Raw genomic sequence first — 25,954 nt, forward strand, 5'->3', positions numbered from 1 at the left:
ATAGGTCAAAGTGCATAAAATTTGTTAAAACCCTTATTTTTAAAGGGCTGAGGGATAAAAAATGATTTGTGATAGATCTCTAAGAATACCTGAGCAGCAGGCGTAATATTAATTCCAGACAAGAGATATGAATAAATAATTCATTCTTCTCACCTGAAAATAAATAATTACTCTTAGCAATAAAAGTAATTCAAATATATAAGAGAGAGACGATCATGAGTAAGTTCTATGTAGGTTCTGAAATAGGTCAATTGCGTCGTGTTCTAGTTCATCGCCCAAGACGCGCACTGACTCACTTAACACCATCCAACTGTCACGATTTGCTGTTTGATGACGTACTGGCTGTTGAGCGTGCAGGTAAAGAGCATGACGTATTCACTCAAACGCTACGTGATCAGGGTGTTGAGGTTCTTCTTCTTACTGACCTATTAGCAGATACGCTAGCCGTGCCGGAAGCGAAAGATTGGCTACTGAACTGCCAAGTATCTGATTACCGTTTGGGTAAAACTTTTGCTAACGACGTACGCTGCTACTTAGGCGACTTACCAAACCTAGAGCTTGCAAAAATCCTAACCGGCGGTCTGTCTTACGCTGAAATGCCGATGAAGTCTTCTTCAATGATGCAAGGCATGTTCACACCAACCGACTTCATTATTGAGCCTTTACCAAACCACCTATTTACTCGCGACACCTCTTGCTGGGTTTACGGTGGTGTATCAATCAACCCAATGGCGAAACCAGCACGTCAACGCGAAACCAACCACGTGCGTGCGATTTACCGTTGGCACCCAACCTTCGCAGGCCAAGACTTCATTAAATACTTCGGCGATGAAGAGAGCATCAACTACGACAACTCAACGATTGAGGGTGGCGACGTTCTGGTTATCGGCCGCGGTACAGTGCTTATCGGTATGTCAGAACGTACCACGCCACAAGGTGTTGAACACTTGGCTTCTAGCCTGTTCAAACACGGCCAAGCGAAGCAAGTTATCGCTATGCAGCTGCCAAAACACCGCTCTTGCATGCACTTAGACACGGTAATGACACACATGAACGAAGATACGTTCTCTGTTTACCCTGAAGTGGTGAGTAAAGATGTGAAGTGCTGGAACCTTACCGGTGATGAGTCTGGTGCCGTGAAAGTGAAAGAAGAAGGCTACTTCGTTACTGCTATCGAGAAAGCATTGGGCGTAGACAAGCTAAACCTGATCACTACTGGTGGTGACAACTTCCATGCAGAACGTGAGCAGTGGAATGATGCGAACAACGTTCTTACGGTGAAACCTGGCGTCGTTATTGGCTACGAAGGTAACACCTACACCAACGAGAAATACGACAAAGCTGGCATCACAGTACTGCCAATTCCTGGAGACGAGCTTGGTCGTGGCCGTGGTGGCGCACGTTGCATGAGCTGCCCAATCGAGCGTGATGGTATCTAATCACTAAGACGAAACGGCCAAGTTGAAGCACTCAAATAACCTCAACTTGGCCACAATGAGAGAACACAATTATGACTAAACAAACTGTTGTTGTTGCACTCGGTGGTAACGCCCTACTTCGTCGCGGTGAGCCGTTAGAAGCTGACGTTCAGCGCCGTAATATTGAAACGGCGGTGAAAACCATCTCTGAAATCGCCAAAGAGTACAACGTGGTGTTAGTGCATGGTAATGGCCCACAAGTTGGCTTACTTGCTCTGCAAGGTTTGGAATACAAGAAAGTAAATCCATACCCACTGGATGTATTGGGCAGCGAAACTCAAGGCATGATCGGCTACATGCTGATGCAAGAGTTCAAAAACTATCTGCCGAACCGCAACATCTCGTGCATGTTGACCCAAATGACGGTTGATCCAAATGACCCTGCATTTGCAGATCCAACCAAGCCAATCGGCCCAATCTACGAAGAAGCAGAAGCACGTGAATTGGCAGAAAAGTTCCACTGGATCGTAAAACCAGACGGCCAACACTTCCGTCGTGTTGTGCCAAGCCCAAGACCAACCGGCATCGTTGAGCACGAAGCGATCACCCAACTTATCGAAGCGGGTCACCTAGTGATCTGTACTGGCGGTGGCGGCATTCCAGTGAAAAAAGAGCATGGCAAATTGGTGGGTGTCGAAGCGGTTATCGACAAAGACATGTCCGCCGCTTTCCTAGCAAAACAATTGAATGCCGATGCACTACTGATTCTGACTGACGCAGACGCGGTTTACCTAGATTGGGGCAAACCGACTCAACACGCACTGCGCAGCACTACGCCAGGTGAACTTGCGAAGTTCGAATTTGATGCCGGCTCCATGGGACCAAAAATTGAAGCATCGTGCGAATTCATCCAACAAGGCGGCAAAGTCGTCGGTATCGGTGCGCTCGAAGATGGTTTGCAAATTCTGCAAGGCCAAGCGGGTACCAACATCACCAAAGATTAATCCACTCGTGAGCTTTTCAAACCTTGCGAGAAAACTGAATCACCGTTTGAACTGAAATTAATACACAAAAATTGAATCGCGCTTTCTTGAATTTTCTTTCCCTGTAACAGGAAAGCGCCTAAATCTAAGAAGGAATACATCATGGCTTTTAACCTACGCAATCGTAACTTCCTAAAACTACTAGATTTCACTCCACGCGAAATTCAACACTTGTTAGATCTTTCAATGGAGCTTAAAAAAGCGAAGTACAACGGTTACGAACAGCCAAAACTGACTGGCAAAAACATCGCACTTATCTTTGAGAAAACCTCAACTCGTACTCGCTGTGCATTCGAAGTGGCAGCATTCGACCAAGGTGCTCGCGTCTCTTACTTAGGCCCATCTGGTTCTCAAATTGGCCATAAAGAATCGATGAAAGATACCGCTCGCGTTCTTGGCCGTATGTACGATGGCATTGAATACCGCGGCTTCGGTCAAGAGATTGTTGAAGAGCTAGGCGCTTACGCTGGTGTACCTGTATGGAATGGGCTGACTGACGAATTCCACCCAACTCAAATCTTGGCAGACTTCCTGACTATGACTGAATACGGCCGTGGTAAGCAGCTGCATGAAATCAAGTTTGCTTACCTAGGTGATGCTCGCAACAACATGGGGAACTCTCTAATGGTTGGTGCAGCGAAAATGGGCATGGACATTCGCCTTGTTGCTCCTAAGCAATTCTGGCCAGAAGAAGGGCTATTGGCTCAATGCCGTGAAATCGCAGAGCACACTGGCGGCAAAATCACTCTAACTGAAGATGTTCAAGAAGGCGTGCAAGGTTGTGACTTCCTATACACCGACGTTTGGGTATCAATGGGCGAAGCGAAAGAAGCATGGGCTGAGCGCATTAACCTAATGATGCCTTACCAAGTAAACATGGAAATGCTAAAAGCAACCGGTAACCCACACGTGAAATTCATGCACTGTCTGCCAGCTTTCCATGGCGAAGATACCACGGTAGGCAAACAGCTTGCGGCTGAATACCCACAGCTAAAAGACGGTGTGGAAGTGACTGATGAAGTGGTCGAATCTGAATACTCTATCGTGTTCGATGAAGCTGAAAACCGCATGCACACCATCAAAGCAGTGATGGTTGCAACACTAGGCAGCTAATAAACCAAACAGTTAAAAAACTTAGAAGCAAAGCACTCTCTTATTTACAAACAAGTCGATAATTTGAGTGCAATAACAGGGAAATGCGGGTGGCGTGCATGGGAATTTTCTCTTGGATAAAACCCGCATTTTTTTCATTCGTTTGAAAAGATTATTGCCTAAAAAAGTCGAAGTTTTTCTGCTTCAACAAAGGCTTAAAAAGAAGTAAAAGCACGGACTAATTTGGCATAAATATCCATAAAATGAATACTTTACATAAACTATTGCGCGCTGTTTTTATCTGAGTATAATCCTCCGCAATTTGTCTAAAGAGAGCAAAAAATGAACCGCAGTTTTGTCGCACATGATTGTCAAACTACACGCCAGAGAGTGGTGTTGGTGTCATTTTTATTTTGTTCTATTGATCGTTTCGAAGCCTCCTATTTTTAGGGGGCTTTTTTTTGTCCGCAATTTGACTGTATGCATAGAAGGAAGACCCGTTATGGCGCATTCGTTATTTAACAAGCACATCATCTCCATTCCTGAGCTCTCTCGTGATGAACTGGAGCTTATCGTCGATACCGCAGCAAGGCTCAAGGCTGAACCAAATCCAGAGTTGCTGAGAAATAAAGTCGTTGCGAGCTGTTTCTTTGAGCCTTCAACTCGAACTCGCCTCTCATTCGAAACCGCAGTTCAACGCCTTGGTGGCACAGTCATCGGTTTTGATAATGGCGGTAACACATCACTGGCTAAGAAAGGCGAAACTCTTGCCGATTCAGTGCAGGTGATTTCATCGTACGTTGATGCCTTTGTGATGCGTCACCCACAAGAAGGGGCTGCACGCTTGGCGTCTGAGTTCTCTAACGGTGTGCCAGTGGTGAATGGCGGTGATGGCGCGAACCAACACCCAACTCAAACCCTGCTAGACCTGTTCTCGATTTACGAAACACAAGGCACTCTCGACAACCTCAATGTGGCGTTTGTCGGCGACCTTAAATATGGCCGCACCGTGCACTCACTGACGCAAGCACTATCAAAATTCAATAACGTACGTTTCTTCTTTATCGCACCAGAAGTATTAGCGATGCCAGATTACATCTGCGAAGAACTGGAAGAGATGGGCATTCAATACAGCACCCACAGCAGCATTGAAGAAGTGGTACCGGAACTGGATGTGCTGTACATGACTCGCGTACAGAAAGAGCGCTTTGATGCATCAGAATACGCACATATGAAATCGGCTTACATCCTCACCGCCGACACATTAAAAGACGCCCGCCAAAACATGAAAGTGCTTCACCCGCTGCCACGCGTTGACGAAATCACCACCGACGTTGATAAAACACCACACGCTTACTACTTCGAGCAAGCTGAAAATGGTGTATACGCTCGCGAAGCCCTATTAGCTCTAGTTCTAAACGACACTTTATAAGCAGGAGACAAAGTCATGGTTAAACAAACTCAGCTACAAGTAGAAGCGATCCGTAACGGCAGCGTCATTGACCACATCCCTGCTCACCTTGGTATCAAAATCCTTAAACTGTTCAAGATGCACAAAACAGAACAGCGCATCACCATGGGATTAAATCTGCCATCATCTGCGTTGGGGCACAAAGACCTGATCAAGATTGAGAACATCTTTCTAACCAAAGAGCAGGCGAACCAATTGGCTCTGTATGCACCACAAGCAACGGTCAATCAAATTGAAGAGTACAAGGTCGTAAACAAACTGACGCTTGTACTGCCAGAGCAAATCAACAGCGTATTCTCATGCCCAAATAGCAACTGTATTTCACACGGTGAACCCGTTGAAAGTAGCTTTAAAGTTCAGCTAAAACAGGAAAATGTGCAGCTAAAATGCCATTACTGTGAAAAAGTATTCTCTCGCGAGATCATGAGTGAAATTCGCTAACCCTTATCTTCATTAGTGCCTAGGTCAAAACCTTCCCAAGCACATGGATATTTATTCCCAATGCGGAATAAATATCCACTCACCTCAAGAATAAAGCACCAGAATACAAGCAAATTACCAGAATTTTGTTTGGTGATCGCCTTCAAAAAGATAACTATCCTTTAGTGGTAGACTGGATGCATAGATGATCATACATCTCGCATACCCGCCCTTCTTTACTTCAGGATTCGTCGGTAAGCCCTAATTAACAAATCGTACTCTACGGCTTTGGGAGTGCGCACGACGCTATGGACAAGCGGTATCACTGTTGACCTTAAGGAGTTGTTCATGAACCCGATCACTGAGCACGGTTGCTTGTATTCAGCTGAAGACAAAACACTGACTGCAGCGTGCAAACGCTTACTACAACAACAAAGCTTCTCAACCCAAAACCAGCTGCGCGAAAAGCTGGTCGAGATCGGCTATACCGGCATTAGCCAATCGACGGTATCTCGTATTTTGTCACAGCTCGGCGTAGTCAAAATTCAGAATGCCTGTGGTAAAAAGGTCTACTGTATTACGGTTGAAAGCGCGCCTGTACGTGTCGATGCATCCATCTCTTCGCAAATCGAATTAATCACTCATAACCAAGCAATGGTGATAGTAAAAACTCACCCAGGTTGTGCGCAGTTAGTTGCAAGGTTAGTGGATATCGACCCACATACTGAGATTATCGGTACCGTTGGCGGCAACGACACCGTGTTAATTATTCCAAAAGACACAACCAATATCGATGCTTGTGAGCAAGTGGTAAAAGCACGCTTAGGTGTCGCTTAAATGGATTACTGGCAAGGGCTCCCTATGCCTGCTGCAAGGCTGACCCTCTCCCGATTACCTAAGAAAGTGGATTTCCCGCCCTAAGGGATATTTGCTAGCCAATGAAACTAATAGCAAACTATTACGGTCTGATTGAGTTAAGATACCCATAACTCCATTAAATGACTAAATAGTATGCGACGACTTGCCACATTACTTTTTGTTTGTATTTCCCTATTCACCCAGCCTGCGTGGGCGCTTTTTGGAAATGACAACGCCGAGCCAAGCTTCGGAGGCAATAACAACGGTTTTGTTCCTGTAGACCAAGCTTTCCCTTTCAATTACTACCAGCAAGATGGCAAGGTGCTTCTCGACTGGCAGGTAAAAGAAGGCTACTACCTCTATCAACATAGCCTCTCTTTTAGCGGCCAAAATCTCGCTATCGGCAATGTTGAGTTAGAAGATGGTAAACCACACCAAGATGAATTCTTTGGTGAAGTGAGTGTTTATACTCAGCCATTGTTCGTACAAGTTCCCCTGCAAAGTTACCAAGATGGCTCACAGCTGATCGTCAAGTACCAAGGCTGTGCCGAGGCTGGCTTCTGCTACCCTCCAGAAACTCGTGTCATCGACATTGCACCGTTTGAAGCAACGGGTTCAAGCGACACTGCAGCAAAAACTACCAGTAACCAAGCGAACACCTCACCACAAGTTGCTTCTACAAAAGCAGAGGTGGCAAATAACACAACACCACAATCAAGCGCACCCGTTTCAAAAGAAGCGAGCCTAGCCGATAAACTCGGTGACAGTTGGTGGACCCCATTACTATTCTTGGCACTCGGTGTTGGCTTAGCCTTTACACCATGTGTTCTGCCTATGTACCCAATCCTAACGGGCATCGTTTTAGGTGGTGGCAAGCTCAGCCAAGGTCGCGCGCTAATGCTGTCCTTCATCTACGTGCAAGGCATGGCGCTAACTTACACCCTACTGGGTTTGGTGGTTGCCTCTGCGGGTATGCAATTCCAAGCTGCGATGCAACATCCTTATGTGCTGATTGCGTTGAGCGTTCTATTCGTAGCGTTAGCGATGTCGATGTTCGGCGTATATAACCTACAACTGCCGAGCAGTGTCCAAACTTGGCTGAATAACCAGAGCAACAAACAGCAAGGCGGTAATACCTTGGGCGTATTCGCGATGGGTGCTATCTCTGGCTTGGTATGTTCACCTTGTACTACAGCCCCACTCTCGGGTGCGCTGCTGTATGTTGCTCAAAGTGGCGACCTATTTACCGGTGCAATTGCTCTATACGCGTTAGCTATGGGTATGGGCATTCCGCTCATCTTGGTGGCGGTATTCGGCAATAAGCTACTGCCAAAAGCAGGCAGCTGGATGGACAAAGTGAAGGTCGTATTCGGCTTTATCTTGTTGGCAGCACCTATCTTCCTATTAGAGCGTATTATCCCAGAGCTATGGGCAACCGCGCTTTGGTCTGCCCTTGGTTTCATCGCCTTCGGTTGGTTGTATCACAGCAAGAATGCACTGCCATTTGGTGGCTGGAAGCAGAGTGCTGTAGGTATTATCGCGATGCTTGGCCTGTTTGCTTCTGCTCAACCTGCACTAAATTACTGGTTTGCAGAAAAGAGCGTTGTAGTGGAACAGCAGATCCAGTTTGCACGCATTAACACCGTTGAAGAGCTGGAAATCCAACTCATTGAAGCGAAGAAACTGGGTAAACCGGTAATGCTCGATTTCTACGCCGACTGGTGTGTGGCGTGTAAAGAGTTTGAGAAGTACACCTTCCATCAAGCAGATGTCGAGAACAAACTGTCTGACTTCGTGTTACTTCAAGCAGACGTGACGCGAAACATGCCTCAAGACATTGAATTGCTGAAGCAACTGCAGGTACTTGGCTTACCAACGATTGAGTTCTGGGATAGCGAGGGTAACCATGTTCCAAATGCTCGAGTGACTGGTTTTATGCCTGCCGATGTATTCTTAAAACACATGCAAGACCACCAGCTATAACGGCAACATTGGTCTGAATGTAACACCAGGCAAAGCCGCACCGTCCCTCATAACGAGATGGCAGTGCGGCTTTTTTGTTATAGCAAGAAACGCTTTCTTAGAAAGGGGATAAAAGTCGATATGGTTCAGACTTTTAATGCATAGATATTGTCCACATACTCAATCAGGATGATAATAAATATTAACTAAATTGTTAAAAGTATGGACATCATGGACTCGACCTACACCATCATCATTGCTGATGACCACCCTCTCTTCCGCAACGCCCTATTTCAGTCGGTTCATATGGCGATCAGCGGTGCGAACCTGCTTGAGGCCGACTCTCTCGACGCGTTACTGACTCTGCTTAAAAAAGAAGATGAACCCGACCTACTGCTTCTCGATCTAAAAATGCCAGGAGCCAATGGAATGTCTGGTCTGATTCAACTTCGTGCAGAATACCCAGATCTACCGATTGTCGTGATCTCGGCAAGTGAAGACGCTAGCGTGGTCACTCAAGTGAAAAGCCATGGTGCGTTTGGCTTTATTCCAAAGTCGAGTGACATGCGTGAATTGGTGAGTGCACTGAATCAAGTGCTGAATGGCGACCCGTTCTTCCCTGAAGGACTGATTACTAACAATGCGGCTTGTAGCGACCTTGCGGAAAAAATTGCCACTCTGACGCCGCAACAATACAAGGTGCTAGGGATGCTTTCCGATGGCCTGCTGAACAAGCAAATCGCCTATGAATTGAATGTTTCGGAAGCGACCATCAAGGCGCACATGACAGCCATCTTCCGAAAATTGGACGTAAAAAACCGAACTCAAGCGGTTATCTTACTGCAAGAAGTCCATAATTAAGCGCCGCTGATATCCTCTTCTAAAGTCGTCTTAGGCAAACATAAACCCAGCTTGACGACTTTATGCTCTTCTATCTCTGCAACCACCCAATTGATGTCATGCCACTCGAAGCTATCACCCAAAACTGGATGAGGACCAAGTTCGCGTTCAGCCAGCTCTTTTAGCGTCATCTCTCGCTCTTCTTCAGAACCAAGCTCAATGCCATAGCAATCACTCACTACCGCAATCGACAAGCCAACCTCAAGGAAGAAATCACCAAAGAATCGTGCAGCCTCTTCAGCTTCCGGCGCTTCACTGAACAGCTCACTTAAACTGTCTAGGTCTTGGCCAAGCACACAAAGAATATCGTTCGCTTCTAACACAGTGCTACCCGATGGGTGAAGCAAAGCGTCTTGTCGGAACAGTGCCACGTAAACCTACCCAAGAAACAAACCAGCGCTCCTTGGTGGTAAAACGTCGAAATGGCAGCAAACCTAACCAAACCGACAGCGGACGAGCAAACAGGATCATACCGAAAGCTAGCGCCAAGGCAGGGAGTGCGATTTCCATCAATGTCGATGGCGTAACCAATAAACCCAACACTAGGAACATCACGATCTGGCTTAGCCAAGTCATGCCATCAAGAACATTAAGAATAGAGTGTCGAGAGCGTGTCGGACGATTACCAATGAACAAGCCCACTAGGTAAATCGATAAGATGCCACTGCCTCCAAGCATATTAGAGAAGGCAAACAGAGCCACACCGCCACTGAGTACCAAAATCGAATAAAGGCCGTCAGCCAGTTGTACTCGATTGATGAGGCTCCATAAAACCCAACCACCACCTAGGCCAATAAGGGTGCCGATACCAAATTGCATCGCGAAGCTTTTCAGCAGGAAGTTTATCCCCATCTCAGCATCTGGGGTGCCAAGTAGCGCGATTAAGGTCACCGTGAGGAAGACCGCCATTGGGTCGTTGGTACCGGACTCTATCTCTAAGGTTGAGCCAACACGCTCGTTGAGGCTCTGTCCTTTGAGCAGAGAAAATACCGCAGCAGCATCGGTCGAGCCCACAATCGCGCCCACTAGAATGCCTTGCATCAGTGACAGGTCGAATAGCCAAGCCGCCATTAAGCCGGTGAGAGTAGCTGTACAAGCTACACCTATGGTAGCTAACGACAGCGAAGGCCAAAACGCGACCTTAAAACTCGCCACCTTAGTGCGCATACCACCATCAAGCAGGATCACGGCAAGCGCGAGGTTACTCACCAAGTAAGTTAATGAATAGTCATCAAAATTGATGCCGCCGGGACCATCTTCACCCGCCAACATGCCAACAAACAAAAAGATCAATAGAATCGGAACGCCCAATCGTGAGGACACTTGTGAGAAAAGCACACTGATGGCGATAAGCACGGCACCAGTTAAAAATAAGTGATTAATAGTTATTGCGTCCAATTCGTTCCCCCAAAGAATAAAACTCGTGATTAAAGCATGTCGAATTTCTGCTATTAAGCAAGAAAAGGGCTCTAAAAGCAGCGTAATTACTATAACAAACTTATATTTCCCTTCGTGTCATATGCAGGACTAAATAATGATTCTCTGTCATTTAGTTGTTAAATTTTATTACTCACTCATTAATTCATCCCTTTTTGTTAGACCTTTGGCTGATTTAACATCCTCGTAACATCACATTTTTATATGGTTTTGTCTCCCGACTCCCATATTTCAGTGGATTAGGGCTAATACCGTCCCGACTAAAGTTGCACAGATCCCTTGACTTATCCTTGCTACATTTCAAATCGTAACATTACGTTAACACAACGACATTCTACGGAAACGGAATAAAGGAGAAGGCAATGGCGTTCGAATCTACGGAACATGCTCAAGCCTACTGGAAGGAAAACTTGGGAATTATGGGAACACTGCTCGCGATCTGGTTCGCAGTGTCTTACGGCGCAGGCATCTTATTTGTTGATGCCCTCAACACCGTTCAGTTTGGCGGGTTCAAGCTCGGCTTTTGGTTCGCTCAACAAGGCTCGATATACACCTTCGTGGCGCTGATATTCATTTACGTTGTCCGCATGAATGCGCTCGACAAAAAATACAACGTACAGGAAGACTAGAGGCTAGAACATGGATATTCAAACTTGGACGTTTATTCTCGTCGGTATCACTTTCGCACTGTATATCGGCATCGCAATCTGGGCTCGCGCAGGGTCTACCAGTGAATTCTACGTTGCGGGCGGTGGTGTACACCCAGTAGCAAACGGTATGGCGACAGCCGCTGACTGGATGTCAGCAGCGTCATTCATCTCAATGGCAGGTATCATCTCATTCGTTGGTTACGACGGTGCGGTTTACCTAATGGGTTGGACAGGTGGTTATGTACTACTTGCACTATGTTTAGCACCTTACCTACGTAAGTTCGGTCAGTTTACGGTTCCTGATTTTATCGGTGAACGTTACTACTCGAAAACAGCACGTATGGTAGCGGTATTCTGTGCAATCTTCGTATCATTCACATACGTTGCGGGCCAGATGCGTGGTGTGGGCGTAGTATTCTCTCGTTTCCTAGAGGTCGACATTAACCTAGGTATCATCATTGGTATGGGTATTGTGTTCTTCTACGCAGTACTTGGTGGCATGAAAGGCATCACTTATACGCAGGTAGCTCAATTCTGTGTCCTCATTTTCGCCTTCCTTGTTCCAGCAATCTTCACGTCAATCATGATGACAGGTAACCCGCTTCCACAAGTTGGTATGGGTTCAACGATTTCAGGCACAGACGTTTACTTACTCGATAAACTGGATGGACTCACCGAAGAGCTCGGATTTACCGCCTATACCGAAGGTAACAAGAGCATGGTGGATGTATTCTTCATCTGTGCAGCTCTAATGGTGGGTACTGCAGGTCTTCCACACGTAATCATCCGTTTCTTCACGGTACCAAAAGTACGTGATGCGCGTATCTCAGCGGGTTGGGCACTACTGTTCATCTCATTGCTATACACAACAGCACCAGGCGTTGCAGCCTTCGCTCGTGTAAACATGATCGAAACGATTAACGGCCCAGACATGCAAGGTGTCGCAGCAGCAGACGCACCTAGCTGGTACAAAAACTGGGAAAGCACTGGCCTAGTTGGTTGGGAAGATAAGAACGGCGATGGCAAAATGTTCTACTCGGGCGATGAACGCAACGAGATGAAGATTAACCGTGACATCATCGTACTGGCTTCTCCAGAGCTAGCGAAACTACCAAACTGGGTTGTAGCACTACTGGCAGCCGGTGGCCTAGCAGCCGCACTATCAACAGCCGCAGGTCTACTATTGGTTATCTCAACATCGATTTCACATGACTTGTTGAAGAAAGGCTTCAGACCAAACATGACCGACAAGCAGGAGCTACTAGCCGCTCGTTTGGCAGCAATGGTCGCGATTATCGGTGCAGGTTACTTGGGTATTAACCCACCAGGCTTCGTAGCTCAGGTAGTAGCGTTTGCCTTCGGCTTAGCCGCAGCATCCTTCTTCCCAGCAATTATCCTAGGTATCTTCTACAAGAAGATGAACAAGGAAGGTGCGATTGCAGGTATGTTGACAGGTATTGCCTTCACAGCAAGCTACATCATCTACTTCAAGTTCATCAACCCAGCAGCAAGCACACCTGAAAACTGGTGGTTTGGTATCAGCCCAGAAGGCATCGGTACGCTAGGTATGTGTCTAAACTTCGTAGTTTCAATTGCGGTAAACAAAGTGACTGCTGAAGTACCACAAGACGTACAGGAAATGGTTGAAAACATCCGTTACCCGAAAGGTGCAGGTGAAGCTCACGACCACTAAGCATGACCACGAAACAAAGATGTTTAGCAAAAAATGAATCAGTACTTACATTGTAGGGATTAGGTACTGAATCTCAGAAAGCCGATACGTTATGTATCGGCTTTTTTCTTTTGCCTACCGTTTTATAAAAACAGAAACAAAGGGTTGTTTTTAAAATATTATTTGATAATAATTATCATTAACATCCAGTAAAGAGATGAAGATGATGATGAAAGAGCAGCAGGTTCTCTATTCGAGGTTCTACAAAGCGCAGGATCGCTTTACTTCCTCAGAGCAAGTTCACGGTCACGAGCCGTTTGTCATTCGAGACTACATCGAGTGTGCACAAACGCTTGCCGCATACTATGAAAAACACGCCGCCCAAGAAAATATCTTGCTATGCGAGCTGTACCTGCGCCAAGTTTTCTTCCATCTGATTGAAGCGATTGAGTCTCCTGAGCGCAGTTTTACCTTTCGTCATATCTGCCTAGACTCAATTCACTCACCACTATTTTATCTAAAACGCCACTACTGCCAGCAACCACATGGCCAAGCGCGTTTTTTGAATCTCAGCCAGACACTACAACAAGTCCAAGCCCCACTTGGCTAACAAGGATAGAAGATGACCCTACAATATCGAATTGAAAAAGACAGCATGGGGGAAGTAAAAGTCCCAGCTGATGCACTCTACCAAGCACAAACTCAACGTGCCGCAGATAACTTCGCGTTTAGCTCCCACAAAATGCCCACCAGCTTTATCCAAGCACTGGCGTTAATCAAACAAGCTGCTGCTGACACCAATGCTCAATTAGGTTTATTGGAAGGCGATATTGCCAATGCGATCGCCGATGCGAGCCAAGAGATCATCGATGGCAAACATCTCGATCAATTCCCGATCGATGTTTATCAAACCGGCTCTGGTACTAGCTCTAACATGAACGCCAACGAAGTGATTGCGACACTCGCATCAAGAAGTTTGCAAGGCGACGTGAACCCAAACGATCACGTCAATATGGGCCAAAGCAGTAACGATGTGGTGCCAACCGCGATTCAAGTCAGTGTCGCACTCACTGCGGAAAACAAACTACTACCAGCACTAAGTCACCTCTCTGAAGCGCTGAGCGTGAAACAGCAAGAGCTTGCTGAGGTCGTGAAAACCGGCCGTACTCACCTAATGGATGCGATGCCGATTACCTTTGCTCAAGAGTTGGGTGGCTGGAAGTTCCAGATTGAACACGCTAAACAAGCGATTGAAAGCACCCTGCCCGCTATTAAAGCGCTTGCTCAAGGTGGAACGGCGGTAGGTACAGGCATCAATGCTGAGCCTCGCTTTGCCGATAAGTTTGCAAGTAACCTGTCGCAGTCGACAAAGATCAGCTTTAACTCGAGTGATAACTTCTTTTTCAACCTCAGCAGTCAAGACGCGATCGTTGCCTTTTCGGGTCAGCTCAAAACTGCAGCAGTTGCGATCATGAAGATCGCAAACGATCTTCGCTGGATGAACTCTGGCCCATTAGCTGGCTTAGGAGAGATTGAACTGCAGGCTCTACAACCAGGCTCATCTATCATGCCCGGCAAAGTAAACCCTGTGATTCCAGAAGCTGCAGCGATGGCGGCAGCGCAGGTGATTGGTAACGACACTACAATTACGGTAGCAGGCCAATCTGGCAACTTCCAACTTAATGTGATGCTGCCAGTCATTGCTCATAACGTATTAGAAAGTATCGAGCTTTTAGCTAATAGCTCTGTTGCGCTGGCAGATAAAGCCATCGCCACTTTCACTGTGCGCCAAGACAATCTTGATTTAGCGCTTTCAAAGAATCCAATTTTGGTGACGGCGCTTAATCCTGTGATTGGTTACCTCAAGGCGGCAGATATTGCCAAGAAAGCTTACAAAGAGAGTTTACCTATCCTTGATGTTGCAGAAAGAGAAACCGATCTAAGCCGAGAAGAACTCAGCAAGCTTCTTGACCCAACCGCGCTCACTCAAGGTGGTATCGCAGGTTAAAGCCAGTAATTCATAACAAGTCTACTGGATCGAAAAAGGCCTCATCTGGGGCCTTTTTAGGATCTAATAGTTAATAGAAAATAGTTAATTAACTCACGCGATTCAATACCGCTCTGAGTTTTAGCGGCTTCACAGGCTTGGCAATAAAGCTAAAACTATTGGCTTTTATCGCTGCCAACATCTCATCGGTTCTATCGGCACTGATGATAACTCCCTCAAAAGAGTCACCAAGGCGTAAACGGCATTGTTGCAACACCTCAAGGCCTGTTCTGCCATTATCCAGACGGTAATCAGAAAAGATCACATCGGGTTTCCAGTCACCATCTAGGCACTTCAAGCTTTCGACCAAATCAACTGCCGTCTTGACCTCACAACCCCAGCGACCAATCAGGTTCTCCATACCCACTAAAATCTCTCGTTCATTATCAACACACAAGATTTTAAGATGCTCGATATCACTGCTCGCCACTGGCGCAGCAGCTTGCACAACCGGAGCCACTTGTTCCGCTCTTGCTAACGTAATAGAAAAGACACTGCCTCGTCCCGGCCATGAACGCATCGATATTTGATGACCAAGTACATGAGCAATACCTTTCGAAATCGCAAGACCAAGCCCTAACCCTTGATCAGAACGCACTTGGCTACCACGAGTGAACTCTTCGAAGATCTCTTGTTGCTTGTCTTCATCAATACCGGTTCCGTTGTCCCACACATCGATTCGCACCTGCCCGTTGACTCGTCTTGCTCCGAGCACTACTTTCCCTTCTGGGTTATAGCGGAAGGCGTTAGTCAAAAAGTTCTGAATCACTCGTCTCAACAACTTAGGGTCAGATTGAATAAACAGGGATGATGGGATCATCTTGAAATCAATTTTTTGCTGCGTCGCTAATGCACTAAATTCCGCATTCAAGTTAGCAAGCACATCGTGCACCGCAATAGCGTGAACGTTGGTTTCCAGTTTGCCAGACTCTAATCGTGAGATATCCAGCAAGTCGCCTATCAAGTCCTCGGCTGCGCCCAACGCACTTTCAATATGAGACGAAAGCTGCTTCACTTCCTGCTCTTTTGCCACTTCCGAAAGTGACGAAGCAAACAAACGTGCGGCATTGAGTGGCTGCATCAAATCGTGGCTCACCGCTGCTAAGAAACGACTCTTAGATTGAGATTCTTGATCAGATATCTGCGTTGCTTTAACCAAACGATGGTTCAGCTTTTCGAGCTCTTGAGTTCGTTCGTGTACTCTTGATTCTAAGCTTTCATTCGCGTCTTTTAACGCCTGTTCTGCTTGTCTGAATACCGTTATATCGGTAAAGCTCATCACAAAGCCGCCGCTTGGCATTGGGTTACCTTGCACCTCAATCACTCGACCATCAGGACGAATACGAGAGGAGGTGTGTCGTGTGCCTTGTTCCAAGTGGTAAACACGGCGACGTACGTGATCTTCCGGGTCACCCGGACCACACAAACCTTGCTGCGCATTATGACGAATCACATCGGAGATAGGCCTGCCCACTTGAATCAGGCCAGCAGGAAATTCAAACAGTTCTAAATAACGCTGATTCCATGCCACCAGCCTCATCTGTTTGTCCACCACTGCAATCCCTTGACCAATGTGCTCAATCGCTCCTTGTAGCAAACCACGGCTGAAATCGTACAGTTCAGAGGCTTCATCAACGATGGTCGCCACTTCTTCGAGCTGCATATTTCTTCCCTGCAAAGCAGAAGTAAGTACTAACTTCGCAGATGAAGCACCAAACACACCCGCCAGTACGCGCTCAGCATGTCGAATCAAGCTTGCAGGGGCTTGCTGATTAGGAAGCAGTGGCTGACCTTGTTGTTGCCAGTAACTTTGAATAGCGCTTTTCGCTCGCTTGCGACCGACAAAACGCGACGCCAACATCTCTAGTTCCGCAACTGTCACACGGTTTTGATAGAGGCTAATGTTTTCATTTTCAGGTAGTGGCGTACCAACGAATGCCGCCGATTGTAAGCGCTCACTTAGGCTTGGTCTGGTAGAGATCGAGACCACGGCATAGCAAAGAGTATTAAGCACAATACTCAGCACTATCCCCCAATTTGAACTACTGATATTCCAACTACTGAGCAGCTCTGGCGGTGTGATGATCCACAACAATAGGTTACTTTCACTGTCACCAGCCAACATACTGGTTTGACTCATCAGGGTAATTAGCCAAATCACCGAACCAACCATTAAACCAACATAAACCCCCTTGCGATTGCCCGGGCGCCAGTACAAACCACCAATCAGTGCCGGTGCAAATTGAGCAATCGCAGCAAACGAAAGAAAGCCAATAGCGGATAAAGAATGAATGGTATCGAGCGCTTGATAGAACAACCAAGCACCAAGTAGAAGCAGTAAAATAAGCCCGCGACGAATCACCAATAGCAACCCAGAGAAATGACGATGAGTCCTTTGAGTGAGTCGCATACGGCGCAGCAATAGCGGCATCACTAAATCGTTCGACACCATGATCGCCAACGCGATGGTCGATACGATCACCATACCACTTGCCGCTGATGTACCACCAAGGAACGCAAGCAAGGCAATGTGATTTGCGCCTTCAGCCATCGGCAGGCTAATCACATACGTATCTGCAGGCATGCTTGGAAGCAGCCCTTGCCCTGCCCATGCGATAGGAAGAACAAACAGCCCCATCAAAATCAGATATAGCGGAAATAACCAGCGAGCGGTGTGCAGGTCTTGAGGTCGTTCATTCTCAACAACCATGGTATGGAACTGACGCGGTAGACAGACAATCGCCAACATGGTCAAAACTGTATGGATAATTAAGGTCGGAATATTCGGTGATTCATAAGTGCTCGCCGCCACGTCGAGCAGGTCAATCTTGTCGCTGCTCATCGCCAGATACATGATAAACAGGCCAACAATCAAAAATGCCGCCAGCTTAACGATCGACTCAAACGCCACCGCCATCATCATGCCACGGTGATGTTCCGTGTTATCGATGTGCCTTGTACCAAACAGCATGGTAAAAATGGCCAGCGCACCGACCACAAACCAAGAAACATGGTAATCCTGATAGCCAAAATCTTGGGCCAGACTAGGTGCGACAATATCTAGCCCCATGGTGATGCCACGCAGTTGTAAGGCGATATAAGGAAGAATGCCGATCACAGCGATAACCGTCACCGCTACTGCTAGACCTTGAGATTTGCCATAACGAGCCGCGATAAAGTCGGCAATTGAGGTAATGTGCTCCCGTTTCGCTATCAGAATCAGTCGCGCTAAAATCCGCCACCCAAGGGTGAAGACCAAAATCGGAGCAAGATAGATGGGTAAGAAAGACCAAGGGTTATTACTCGCCTGACCCACCGTTCCATAGAAGGTCCACGAGGTACAATACACCGCAATAGAAAGGCTATAGATCCACGGCCGCCAACGCGATAGCCAACGAACCTGCCTGTCTCCATACCAAGCGATCAGAAATAACACGCCCAAGTAGGCTAAAGAGACTGGAATTACTACCCATCCTTGCATTGAAAACCCTTTCTTCATCCATAAAAAAACCTCTCCATAAGGGAGAGGTTTCATTTAACTAAGGATGAGTCATTAACTCAATCGCATCGCTTAAATTCTGTGCTTTAGACTCTAATAATCACGATAGGTTATCAACTATGAACTTCTGACTCAGGTTGATTAACTTCAACCACAGAGCTTCTTTCATCAAGCTTGATAAACAGGGCAATTGCCCCCATCGCAGCCATTCCCCAGAAGATATTCGCGCCCCACAGTTCGTAACCCCAGCCACTTAAGGTCGTCATTAATGCGATAAAAGCGCCAAGTGGTATCGCATTGTACAGAGCTTGCAGTGCCACCATTTTGTTCGACTCTTGAGACTGAATGTATTGAATCGCAGCGATATGTGCCATAGCGAAAGTCACCCCGTGCAGTAACTGAACCAATATCAATACTGGAATCGCAGTCGTTGACGCAGTGATCCCCCAACGAGCCATGACCCCAATGGCGGAAATCACAAACAGAGTACGCAACGCTAACCCAGCAAACAGTCGCTTGCTCAGAGCAAATACTGCCACCTCAGCAACCACAGCTAAGCTCCACAGATAACCGATGATCGCCTCAGAGTGACCCGCCTCTTTCCAGTAAATCGCACTAAAGCTGTAGTACGCGGCGTGGCTTCCTTGAAGCAATGCCATCAATGCAAGAAACTTAACTACCGATGATTCACGTAACAGTTGACCAAGTTTAGGTCTTTCAGCCACCTGCTCTGATTCTGTCACCGGCATCACGTTCGGGTTTCTCATCGCAAACAACAGAGAAACCAACACGCCTGCCAGCGCAGTATATAAAATCATATCTGTGCCAAATTCAGCCACTAGATAACCAACTACGGTAGAGCCCGCAATAAATGCCACAGATCCCCACAGACGCGTACGTCCGTAATCAAGCATATTAAGTCGGCTATAATGGTTTGCCATTGCATCTGAAAGTGGAATCACAGGACCACAGCAAAGGTTGAAAAGTACCGTTGCCAACAACATCAGTACAAAGCTACCGCCGGTGAAAAAGTGGAAGCCAACAAATAGCAGTGCCGCAAAACTCAACCAGCGCAGAGCTGGCATCAGGTGTTCAACCTTGTGTATACGAGGTGTGATTAATAAATTTGCCACACAACGCGTCGCAAACCCCACACCAATCAATACGCCAATGTCCCCCGCAGAAACACCTTGGTCTTCAAACCATAGCGCCCAAAATGGCAGATAAACACCATAGGCAAAAAAGAAACCGAGAAAATACTGGGATATCCAGCCATAAGGGGAAGGTTTAAACATAGGCGACCTATAAAAATGTGCGGAACAAGGAAGCGCCAATTATGCCTAGGTCACAAAAGATGAAAAAGGGAATTATTGCGGGGATAGTATTCCCATATTCAATTCGTTCAGATATCGCATTTCAGCAAGATATTTAAGCTCCCCAAGTCGCCACTCTCTCACTTAGACTAAAGTCGTCTGGAGCTTCGCTAGTAATTTGTCAGACTGAAAAGAGACTCCCATTTCTTTGCCATTGCTTATGCCTGATAAATTTAATATGCAGCACCCGCCTTTCGATAGCTTGTCTGAAACTGAACAGTTAACGCTGCGCTCGGCTTTGGACGTGGTTTACTACCGAGCACATGAAGTGATATTGGAAGCAGACCGCCCGAGTCGACACCTGCATATTCTGATTAAAGGTGCTGTTGAAGAGCGTTCCAGCAGTGATGGAGAGATCTATGCGCACTATGCCAATGACGATATTTTCGATGTGCGCAGCCAGTTCGAGCCTCATACAAAACATCAATATATCGCGCTGGAAGACACACTAAGTTACCTATTACCAAGCGACGTTTTTCTTGAGCTATACCACGCCAACGGCCAATTCGCCGCTTACTTTGATAGCAACCTCTCAACCCGAAAAGCATTGATTGAAGCTGCTCAGCAACAGCAGAATCTTGCCGAGTTCATACTGACCAAAGTCGATGATTCGATTTATCACCCACCACTGATACTTGAACCCGACCAACCTATCAATCAAGTGACTCAAACCCTTAAAGAACAAGGCTTAGACTCGGCCTTGGTTCATTTGGAACATGATGATCCAAAAGCTTTTGGATTATCATGTTCCTTTCCGTATGGAATCGTCACGCGGACCAATTTATTGCACGCGGTAATGCTTGATGATCGCCCACTCGATACACCTGTCGGCGAGATAGCAACCTTCCCTGTTTTGCATGTTAATCATGGTGACTTCTTGTTTAACGCCATGATCACCATGACAAGGAATCGTGTAAAAAGGCTGATGGTGTGTGATGGGCTCAATGCGGTCGGCATGGTAGATATGACGCAAATACTCAGTGCGTTTTCCACTCACTCGCATGTTCTTACTTTACGTATTGCTCGAGCCACCAGCATTGAAGAATTGGCGATGGCTTCCAACAAGCAACGTCAACTGGTCGAAAGCCTGCTCAGTAATGGTATTCGCACACGTTTCATCATGGAGCTGATTTCTGCCATCAATGAACAGATTATTGAAAAGGCATTTGAACTGGTTATTCCCCCTGCGCTACACAACCATTGCTGCCTCATCGTGCTGGGTTCAGAGGGACGCGGAGAACAGATACTCAAAACCGATCAAGACAATGCGTTGATCATTCAAGACGGATTGGAGTGGCACCAATGCCAAAACGCCATGAATGATCTCACTCATACGTTGCAACAATTAGGTTATCCACTGTGCCCTGGCAACGTAATGGTCAACAACCCGAAGTGGGTTCACTCTGAACAAGAGTGGAAACAGACTCTGACGGGTTGGGTAAAAAAGGCAACGCCAGATACGGTGATGGATATTGCCATTATGGCGGATGCACATGCTGTTGCGGGCAATAGAGACCTGTTACTCCCTGTTAAGCAGCACTTGAGTGATTTAATGCTAGGGCAAGAGCTGATTCTGACCGAATTCTGCCGCCCTGCATTGAACTTCTCAGTGCCCCTCACTCTGTTTGGCAATGTGAAACAATCCAAGTCAGGGCTCGACATCAAACAAGGCGGTATTTTCCCAATCGCCCACGGTGTAAGAGCACTGAGCCTTGAACACGGCGTGACGGCCAATAATACCTTCGAACGCATTGAACAACTGGTGAACAAGAAAGTGTTGGAACAAAGCACCGCAGACAACCTCAGTGAGGCTCTCAAACAGTTCTTCAAGTGGCGCTTAGCACAACGCCTGTCACAACAGCACAGCAGTAACAAAATAGACGTCAAACTGATGGAGAGAGCGGATAGAGATCTGCTTCGTCATAGCCTGCATGTGGTTAAGAAGTTCAAACAATGGCTTGGATACCACTATCAGATAAGAGATTAGGCGCTTTAACGATGAATAGACTGGTTCGCTATTATTGGCATTACAAGCTCAAAGGCTCTCCCTACCAGCCTCTGTTTACTGCGCCTGTTCATCAAGAATATGTATCACTCGATTGTGAAACCACCAGCCTCGACCCTAATCAGGCTGAATTAGTCACCATTGCCGCGACCAAGATCATCGGCAACCGCATCATCACCAGCAAGCCCTTCGAAGTTAGGTTGCGAGCCCCTCAATCCCTCGACTGCCATTCAATCAAAATTCACCGTATTCGCCATCAAGATTTAAAACATGGCATCGAAGAGAAGCAGGCCCTAATTGAATTACTTAACTTTATTGGAAATCGTCCTTTAGTCGGCTATCACATCCGCTATGACAAAAAGATTCTCGACCGCGCCTGCTTGAAACAACTCGGATTCCCACTGCCTAACCGATTAGTCGAAGTGAGCCAGCTCTATCAAGATAAATTGGAAAGACAGCTGCCGAATGCTTATTTCGACCTCAGTATGGATGCGATTTGTCGCCAGCTCGACTTACCAATTCCAGTCAATAAACATGATGCATTACAAGACGCTATCTCTGCTGCGCTGATCTTTGTTCGTCTGAAACATGGCGAACTACCCCGTTTCAACTCCTCATACACCTAATTCAACCCCTGCATCTCGACATAGAGAGCAACATCTCAAAAATTAACTTAACTCGCTATTTTGTAAGTGAAAAGCGGCGTCTCATCCTAAAGTCTAATTGTGGAAATCGCCGTCCTAGCCGAGAGTGATAACACAAAGACGGTTCTGTAATAGACCTAGAAACTGAACGAACACAAAGGAAGTTGCCAGTTCATTAGGAATGTAGGCACAAGGAGAGATGCAATGAGTGAAGCCCACGTTTATCCGGTAAAAGAAAATATTAAATCAACCACACACGCGGATAATGACACTTACCTAGCCATGTACCAACAATCTGTTTCTGACCCAGAAGGCTTTTGGGGTGAACACGGAAAAATCGTAGATTGGATTAAACCATTCACAAAAGTAAAAAATACCTCTTTCGACCCAGGTCACATCGATATTCGCTGGTTTGAAGATGGCACACTGAATGTGTCTGCTAACTGTATTGACCGCCACCTTGCTGAGCGCGGTGATGAAGTTGCAATCATCTGGGAAGGCGACGACCCTGCTGATGATAAAACCCTCACTTTTAATGAACTGCACAAAGAAGTGTGCCTATTCTCTAACGCTCTAAAAGAGCAAGGCGTACGTAAAGGCGACGTGGTTTGTTTATACATGCCAATGGTACCTGAGGCTGCGGTTGCTATGCTGGCGTGTACTCGTATTGGTGCGGTTCACACTGTTGTATTCGGTGGTTTCTCACCAGAAGCTCTGTCAGGTCGTATTATCGATTCGAATGCTAAAGTCGTGATTACAGCCGATGAAGGTGTGCGTGGCGGCCGAGCTGTTCCTCTTAAGAAAAACGTCGATGAAGCACTGACTAACCCAGAAGTAAAAACCATCGAAAAAGTGATGGTGCTTAAGCGCACTGGCGGCGATGTTGCATGGCATGAGCACCGTGATATTTGGTGGCATGAGGCAACAGCAAACGTATCAGCAGACTGCCCACCAGAAGAGGTGAATGCGGAAGACCCACTATTCATCCTTTATACATCAGGCTCAACAGGCAAACCAAAAGGTGTAATGCATACTACCGGTGGTTACCTTGTTTACGCAGCGATGACCTTTAAATACGTATTTGATTACCAAGAAGGCGAAACCTTCTGGTGTACTGCCGATGTGGGTTGGATTACTGGCCACACATACCTGGTTTACGGACCACTGGCTAACGGCGCTAAGACAATCCTGTTTGAAGGTGTGCCAAACTACCCGAACACTAGCCGCATGAGTGAAGTGGTTGATAAGCACCAAGTCAACATTCTTTACACTGCACCAACAGCTATTCGTGCATTAATGGCGAAAGGCAATGAAGCGGTTGAAGGCACATCTCGTGACAGCTTAAGAATCATGGGCTCGGTAGGTGAACCTATTAACCCAGAAGCGTGGGAGTGGTACTACAAAACGATTGGTAATGAGCAATCTCCAATTGTTGATACATGGTGGCAAACCGAAACGGGCGGTATCCTAATTGCTCCGCTACCGGGCGCTACCGACCTAAAACCAGGCTCAGCGACTCGTCCATTCTTCGGTGTACAACCTGCGCTAGTAGATAACATGGGTAACATCATTGAAGGCGCTACCGACGGCAACCTAGTCATTCTAGACTCGTGGCCTGGTCAAATGCGTACCGTTCATGGCGACCATGACCGCTTTGAGCAAACATACTTCTCGACTTTCAAAGGCATGTACTTCACCAGTGATGGCGCTCGTCGTGATGAAGACGGCTACTACTGGATTACTGGTCGCGTTGATGACGTACTGAACGTATCTGGTCACCGTATGGGTACTGCAGAGATTGAATCGGCGCTCGTTGCATTCGATAAGATTGCAGAGGCTGCGATTGTTGGTATTCCTCACGATATCAAAGGCCAAGCGATTTACGCTTACATCACGCTTAATGATGGTGAGTTCCCAACCGCAGAGCTTCATAAAGAAGTGAAAGACTGGGTGCGTAAAGAGATCGGCCCTATTGCGACACCAGATGTACTGCACTGGACCGATTCATTACCGAAAACACGTTCAGGTAAGATCATGCGTCGTATCCTACGTAAGATAGCAACGGGCGATACCGGCAACCTTGGTGATACTTCAACGCTAGCTGACCCAAGTGTGGTTGATAAACTGATTGCAGAGAAAGCTGAATTGGCATAACAGCTATCACATCAGAATCACTGTTTAAAACAGAACATTTCCAAACCGTCACCTATGTGGCGGTTTTTTTATGGCTGATCTTGCTCTCAAATATCCACATTACAATTAAGGCAATAACGCTTTTTTGTTAAGTTGGTAACAATTTCACTTGCTATCAATAGGAGATTAGACCAGTAAATTGCTGCGATTTGCGCTGAATTAGCTATAATCTGGTTCTAATTTTTAAATTTGGGTTTTTCTCACTGGAAATTAACCTCAAATTTTCAATAAAATGGCAACATTCACGGTCGTAATCACGATAAAGGAAGATAGCCCCACGATGTCTACAAAGTTTCGCATTCTAGTTTTAAATGGCCCAAACCTTAACCTGTTAGGCCTAAGAGAACCGGCACACTACGGCTCTCAAACACTTGACCAGATTATTAGCTCACTAACAGAGCAAGCGAAAACACAAGATGTTGAGCTATCGCACTTACAGTCAAATCGTGAGTATGAACTGATCGAAGCTATCCATAGTGCATATCAAGATATTGATTTCATTATCATCAACCCAGCGGCCTTTACACATACCAGTGTGGCGTTGCGTGATGCACTACTTGGCGTAGCGATCCCATTTATTGAAGTGCACCTATCGAATGTTCACGCACGTGAACCTTTTAGGCACCACTCTTACCTCTCAGATAAAGCAGAAGGGGTAATCTGTGGCTTAGGCGCACAAGGCTACCAATTTGCTTTGACTGCTGCGATTCACAAGTTGCAGTCAAAATAACGAACATAACCGAACTAATAGACACCAGCTCTAGTCATAGAGCATGGTTAATTAACAAAAGAGAAAGAAACGATGGATATTCGCAAAATCAAAAAGCTGATCGAATTGGTTGAAGAGTCTGGTATCGCAGAACTAGAAATCTCTGAAGGTGAAGAGTCAGTACGCATCAGCCGCAACGGCACTGCACCTGTAGCAGCACCAATTCAATACGCAGCAGCTCCGGCTCCAGCAGCGGCTCCAGCTCCTGCAGCAGCTCCAGCTCCAGCGGCGGCTCCAGAAGCAGCTGAAGCTCCAGCAGCAGTAACTGGCCACCAAGTTCTTTCTCCAATGGTTGGTACGTTCTACGGCGCACCAAGCCCAGACGCAAAACCATTCGTAAAAGTTGGCCAACAAGTTAACGCTGGCGACACACTATGTATCGTTGAAGCAATGAAGATGATGAACCAAATCGAAGCTGATAAGTCTGGTGTTGTAACTGCAATCCTTGTTGAAGACGGCCAACCAGTTGAGTTCGATCAAGCTCTAGTAATTATCGAATAA

At 46.6% G+C, this 25,954-nt stretch carries 19 protein-coding genes and 1 pseudogene; 17 read left to right on the plus strand and 3 right to left on the minus strand.

Annotated features, from left to right (window positions below; all coding sequences use genetic code 11):
* Window positions 1-215: 215 nt before the first annotated feature.
* From arcA to L1D55_RS07865, 8 genes are all read left to right on the plus strand, one after another.
* Window positions 216-1,439 (plus strand): arginine deiminase, encoded by a 1,224-nt coding sequence (arcA, locus tag L1D55_RS07830; protein WP_102424396.1) that lies wholly within the window; start codon window positions 216-218, stop codon window positions 1,437-1,439.
* A gap of 71 nt (window positions 1,440-1,510) precedes the next feature.
* The gene (arcC, locus tag L1D55_RS07835; protein WP_008219582.1) at window positions 1,511-2,422 is read left to right on the plus strand and encodes a carbamate kinase; all 912 of its coding nucleotides are present in this window, start codon (window positions 1,511-1,513) and stop codon (window positions 2,420-2,422) included.
* Between the two features lie 141 nt (window positions 2,423-2,563).
* Window positions 2,564-3,574: an ornithine carbamoyltransferase gene (locus L1D55_RS07840; protein ID WP_004737112.1), complete on the plus strand. Its 1,011-nt coding sequence runs from the start codon at window positions 2,564-2,566 to the stop codon at window positions 3,572-3,574.
* Between the two features lie 481 nt (window positions 3,575-4,055).
* Entirely contained in the window at window positions 4,056-4,985 is a 930-nt protein-coding gene (gene pyrB / locus L1D55_RS07845; RefSeq protein ID WP_239917048.1) for an aspartate carbamoyltransferase, read from the plus strand.
* Between the two features lie 15 nt (window positions 4,986-5,000).
* Window positions 5,001-5,465 carry an aspartate carbamoyltransferase regulatory subunit gene (gene pyrI / locus L1D55_RS07850; RefSeq protein WP_004737110.1) on the plus strand — a complete coding sequence of 155 codons (465 nt, stop codon included), beginning with the start codon at window positions 5,001-5,003 and terminating at the stop codon, window positions 5,463-5,465.
* A 327-nt stretch (window positions 5,466-5,792) separates the two neighbouring features.
* Window positions 5,793-6,281: an arginine repressor gene (locus tag L1D55_RS07855; RefSeq protein WP_004737108.1), complete on the plus strand. Its 489-nt coding sequence runs from the start codon at window positions 5,793-5,795 to the stop codon at window positions 6,279-6,281.
* Between the two features lie 174 nt (window positions 6,282-6,455).
* Complete coding sequence (locus L1D55_RS07860) at window positions 6,456-8,285, plus strand: protein-disulfide reductase DsbD (protein ID WP_239917049.1); 1,830 nt, start codon at window positions 6,456-6,458, stop codon at window positions 8,283-8,285.
* A 210-nt stretch (window positions 8,286-8,495) separates the two neighbouring features.
* On the plus strand, window positions 8,496-9,125 hold the full coding sequence (locus tag L1D55_RS07865) for a response regulator transcription factor (RefSeq protein ID WP_076655813.1): 630 nt from the start codon (window positions 8,496-8,498) through the stop codon (window positions 9,123-9,125).
* Here the strand turns inward: L1D55_RS07865 and L1D55_RS07870 are convergent.
* Window positions 9,122-10,562, minus strand: a pseudogene (locus L1D55_RS07870) (potassium/proton antiporter). The gene L1D55_RS07865 and the pseudogene L1D55_RS07870 overlap by 4 nt on opposite strands.
* A gap of 401 nt (window positions 10,563-10,963) precedes the next feature.
* Here L1D55_RS07870 and L1D55_RS07875 point away from each other — a divergent pair.
* From L1D55_RS07875 to L1D55_RS07890, 4 genes are all read left to right on the plus strand, one after another.
* Window positions 10,964-11,230, plus strand: a complete 267-nt coding sequence (locus L1D55_RS07875; RefSeq protein WP_008219570.1) for a DUF4212 domain-containing protein — start codon at window positions 10,964-10,966, stop codon at window positions 11,228-11,230.
* Between the two features lie 10 nt (window positions 11,231-11,240).
* Window positions 11,241-12,944, plus strand: coding sequence for a sodium:solute symporter family protein (locus tag L1D55_RS07880; RefSeq protein WP_239831702.1), 1,704 nt, complete (start codon window positions 11,241-11,243; stop codon window positions 12,942-12,944).
* A gap of 202 nt (window positions 12,945-13,146) precedes the next feature.
* A complete protein-coding gene (locus L1D55_RS07885; protein ID WP_004737102.1) occupies window positions 13,147-13,533 on the plus strand; it encodes a hypothetical protein in 387 nt (128 codons plus the stop codon).
* Window positions 13,534-13,545: 12 nt separating this feature from the next.
* Window positions 13,546-14,931: a class II fumarate hydratase gene (locus L1D55_RS07890; RefSeq protein WP_239917050.1), complete on the plus strand. Its 1,386-nt coding sequence runs from the start codon at window positions 13,546-13,548 to the stop codon at window positions 14,929-14,931.
* 88 nt (window positions 14,932-15,019) lie between these two features.
* Here L1D55_RS07890 and L1D55_RS07895 read toward each other — a convergent pair whose 3' ends face one another.
* Complete coding sequence (locus L1D55_RS07895; RefSeq protein WP_239917051.1) at window positions 15,020-18,451, minus strand: PAS domain-containing hybrid sensor histidine kinase/response regulator; 3,432 nt, start codon at window positions 18,449-18,451, stop codon at window positions 15,020-15,022.
* 131 nt (window positions 18,452-18,582) lie between these two features.
* Window positions 18,583-19,764, minus strand: a complete 1,182-nt coding sequence (locus L1D55_RS07900) for a 3-phenylpropionate MFS transporter (RefSeq protein WP_239917052.1) — start codon at window positions 19,762-19,764, stop codon at window positions 18,583-18,585.
* A 232-nt stretch (window positions 19,765-19,996) separates the two neighbouring features.
* On the opposite strand from L1D55_RS07900, the gene L1D55_RS07905 reads away from it, so the two are divergent.
* From L1D55_RS07905 to accB, 5 genes are all read left to right on the plus strand, one after another.
* Window positions 19,997-21,829, plus strand: coding sequence for a DUF294 nucleotidyltransferase-like domain-containing protein (locus L1D55_RS07905; RefSeq protein ID WP_239917064.1), 1,833 nt, complete (start codon window positions 19,997-19,999; stop codon window positions 21,827-21,829).
* 11 nt (window positions 21,830-21,840) lie between these two features.
* The gene (locus L1D55_RS07910) at window positions 21,841-22,473 is read left to right on the plus strand and encodes a 3'-5' exonuclease (RefSeq protein WP_239917053.1); all 633 of its coding nucleotides are present in this window, start codon (window positions 21,841-21,843) and stop codon (window positions 22,471-22,473) included.
* A 222-nt stretch (window positions 22,474-22,695) separates the two neighbouring features.
* Window positions 22,696-24,645: an acetate--CoA ligase gene (gene acs, locus L1D55_RS07915; protein ID WP_239917054.1), complete on the plus strand. Its 1,950-nt coding sequence runs from the start codon at window positions 22,696-22,698 to the stop codon at window positions 24,643-24,645.
* Between the two features lie 319 nt (window positions 24,646-24,964).
* Entirely contained in the window at window positions 24,965-25,414 is a 450-nt protein-coding gene (aroQ, locus tag L1D55_RS07920; RefSeq protein WP_063525209.1) for a type II 3-dehydroquinate dehydratase, read from the plus strand.
* A gap of 72 nt (window positions 25,415-25,486) precedes the next feature.
* Entirely contained in the window at window positions 25,487-25,954 is a 468-nt protein-coding gene (gene accB / locus L1D55_RS07925; RefSeq protein WP_128159172.1) for an acetyl-CoA carboxylase biotin carboxyl carrier protein, read from the plus strand.

The sequence above is a fragment of the Vibrio sp. Isolate22 genome (assembly GCF_022398115.1).
Lineage (GTDB): Bacteria > Pseudomonadota > Gammaproteobacteria > Enterobacterales > Vibrionaceae > Vibrio.

Bases quoted from the DNA above. Each gene is read 5' to 3' on its own strand.
- arcA (WP_102424396.1), top strand. From the start codon at position 216: ATGAGTAAGTTCTATGTAGGTTCTGAAATAGGTCAATTGCGTCGTGTT.
- arcC (WP_008219582.1), top strand. From the start codon at position 1,511: ATGACTAAACAAACTGTTGTTGTTGCACTCGGTGGTAACGCCCTACTT.
- L1D55_RS07840 (WP_004737112.1), top strand. From the start codon at position 2,564: ATGGCTTTTAACCTACGCAATCGTAACTTCCTAAAACTACTAGATTTC.
- pyrB (WP_239917048.1), top strand. From the start codon at position 4,056: ATGGCGCATTCGTTATTTAACAAGCACATCATCTCCATTCCTGAGCTC.
- pyrI (WP_004737110.1), top strand. From the start codon at position 5,001: ATGGTTAAACAAACTCAGCTACAAGTAGAAGCGATCCGTAACGGCAGC.
- L1D55_RS07855 (WP_004737108.1), top strand. From the start codon at position 5,793: ATGAACCCGATCACTGAGCACGGTTGCTTGTATTCAGCTGAAGACAAA.
- L1D55_RS07860 (WP_239917049.1), top strand. From the start codon at position 6,456: ATGCGACGACTTGCCACATTACTTTTTGTTTGTATTTCCCTATTCACC.
- L1D55_RS07865 (WP_076655813.1), top strand. From the start codon at position 8,496: ATGGACTCGACCTACACCATCATCATTGCTGATGACCACCCTCTCTTC.
- L1D55_RS07875 (WP_008219570.1), top strand. From the start codon at position 10,964: ATGGCGTTCGAATCTACGGAACATGCTCAAGCCTACTGGAAGGAAAAC.
- L1D55_RS07880 (WP_239831702.1), top strand. From the start codon at position 11,241: ATGGATATTCAAACTTGGACGTTTATTCTCGTCGGTATCACTTTCGCA.
- L1D55_RS07885 (WP_004737102.1), top strand. From the start codon at position 13,147: ATGATGATGAAAGAGCAGCAGGTTCTCTATTCGAGGTTCTACAAAGCG.
- L1D55_RS07890 (WP_239917050.1), top strand. From the start codon at position 13,546: ATGACCCTACAATATCGAATTGAAAAAGACAGCATGGGGGAAGTAAAA.
- L1D55_RS07895 (WP_239917051.1), bottom strand. From the start codon at position 18,451: ATGCAAGGATGGGTAGTAATTCCAGTCTCTTTAGCCTACTTGGGCGTG.
- L1D55_RS07900 (WP_239917052.1), bottom strand. From the start codon at position 19,764: ATGTTTAAACCTTCCCCTTATGGCTGGATATCCCAGTATTTTCTCGGT.
- L1D55_RS07910 (WP_239917053.1), top strand. From the start codon at position 21,841: ATGAATAGACTGGTTCGCTATTATTGGCATTACAAGCTCAAAGGCTCT.
- acs (WP_239917054.1), top strand. From the start codon at position 22,696: ATGAGTGAAGCCCACGTTTATCCGGTAAAAGAAAATATTAAATCAACC.
- aroQ (WP_063525209.1), top strand. From the start codon at position 24,965: ATGTCTACAAAGTTTCGCATTCTAGTTTTAAATGGCCCAAACCTTAAC.
- accB (WP_128159172.1), top strand. From the start codon at position 25,487: ATGGATATTCGCAAAATCAAAAAGCTGATCGAATTGGTTGAAGAGTCT.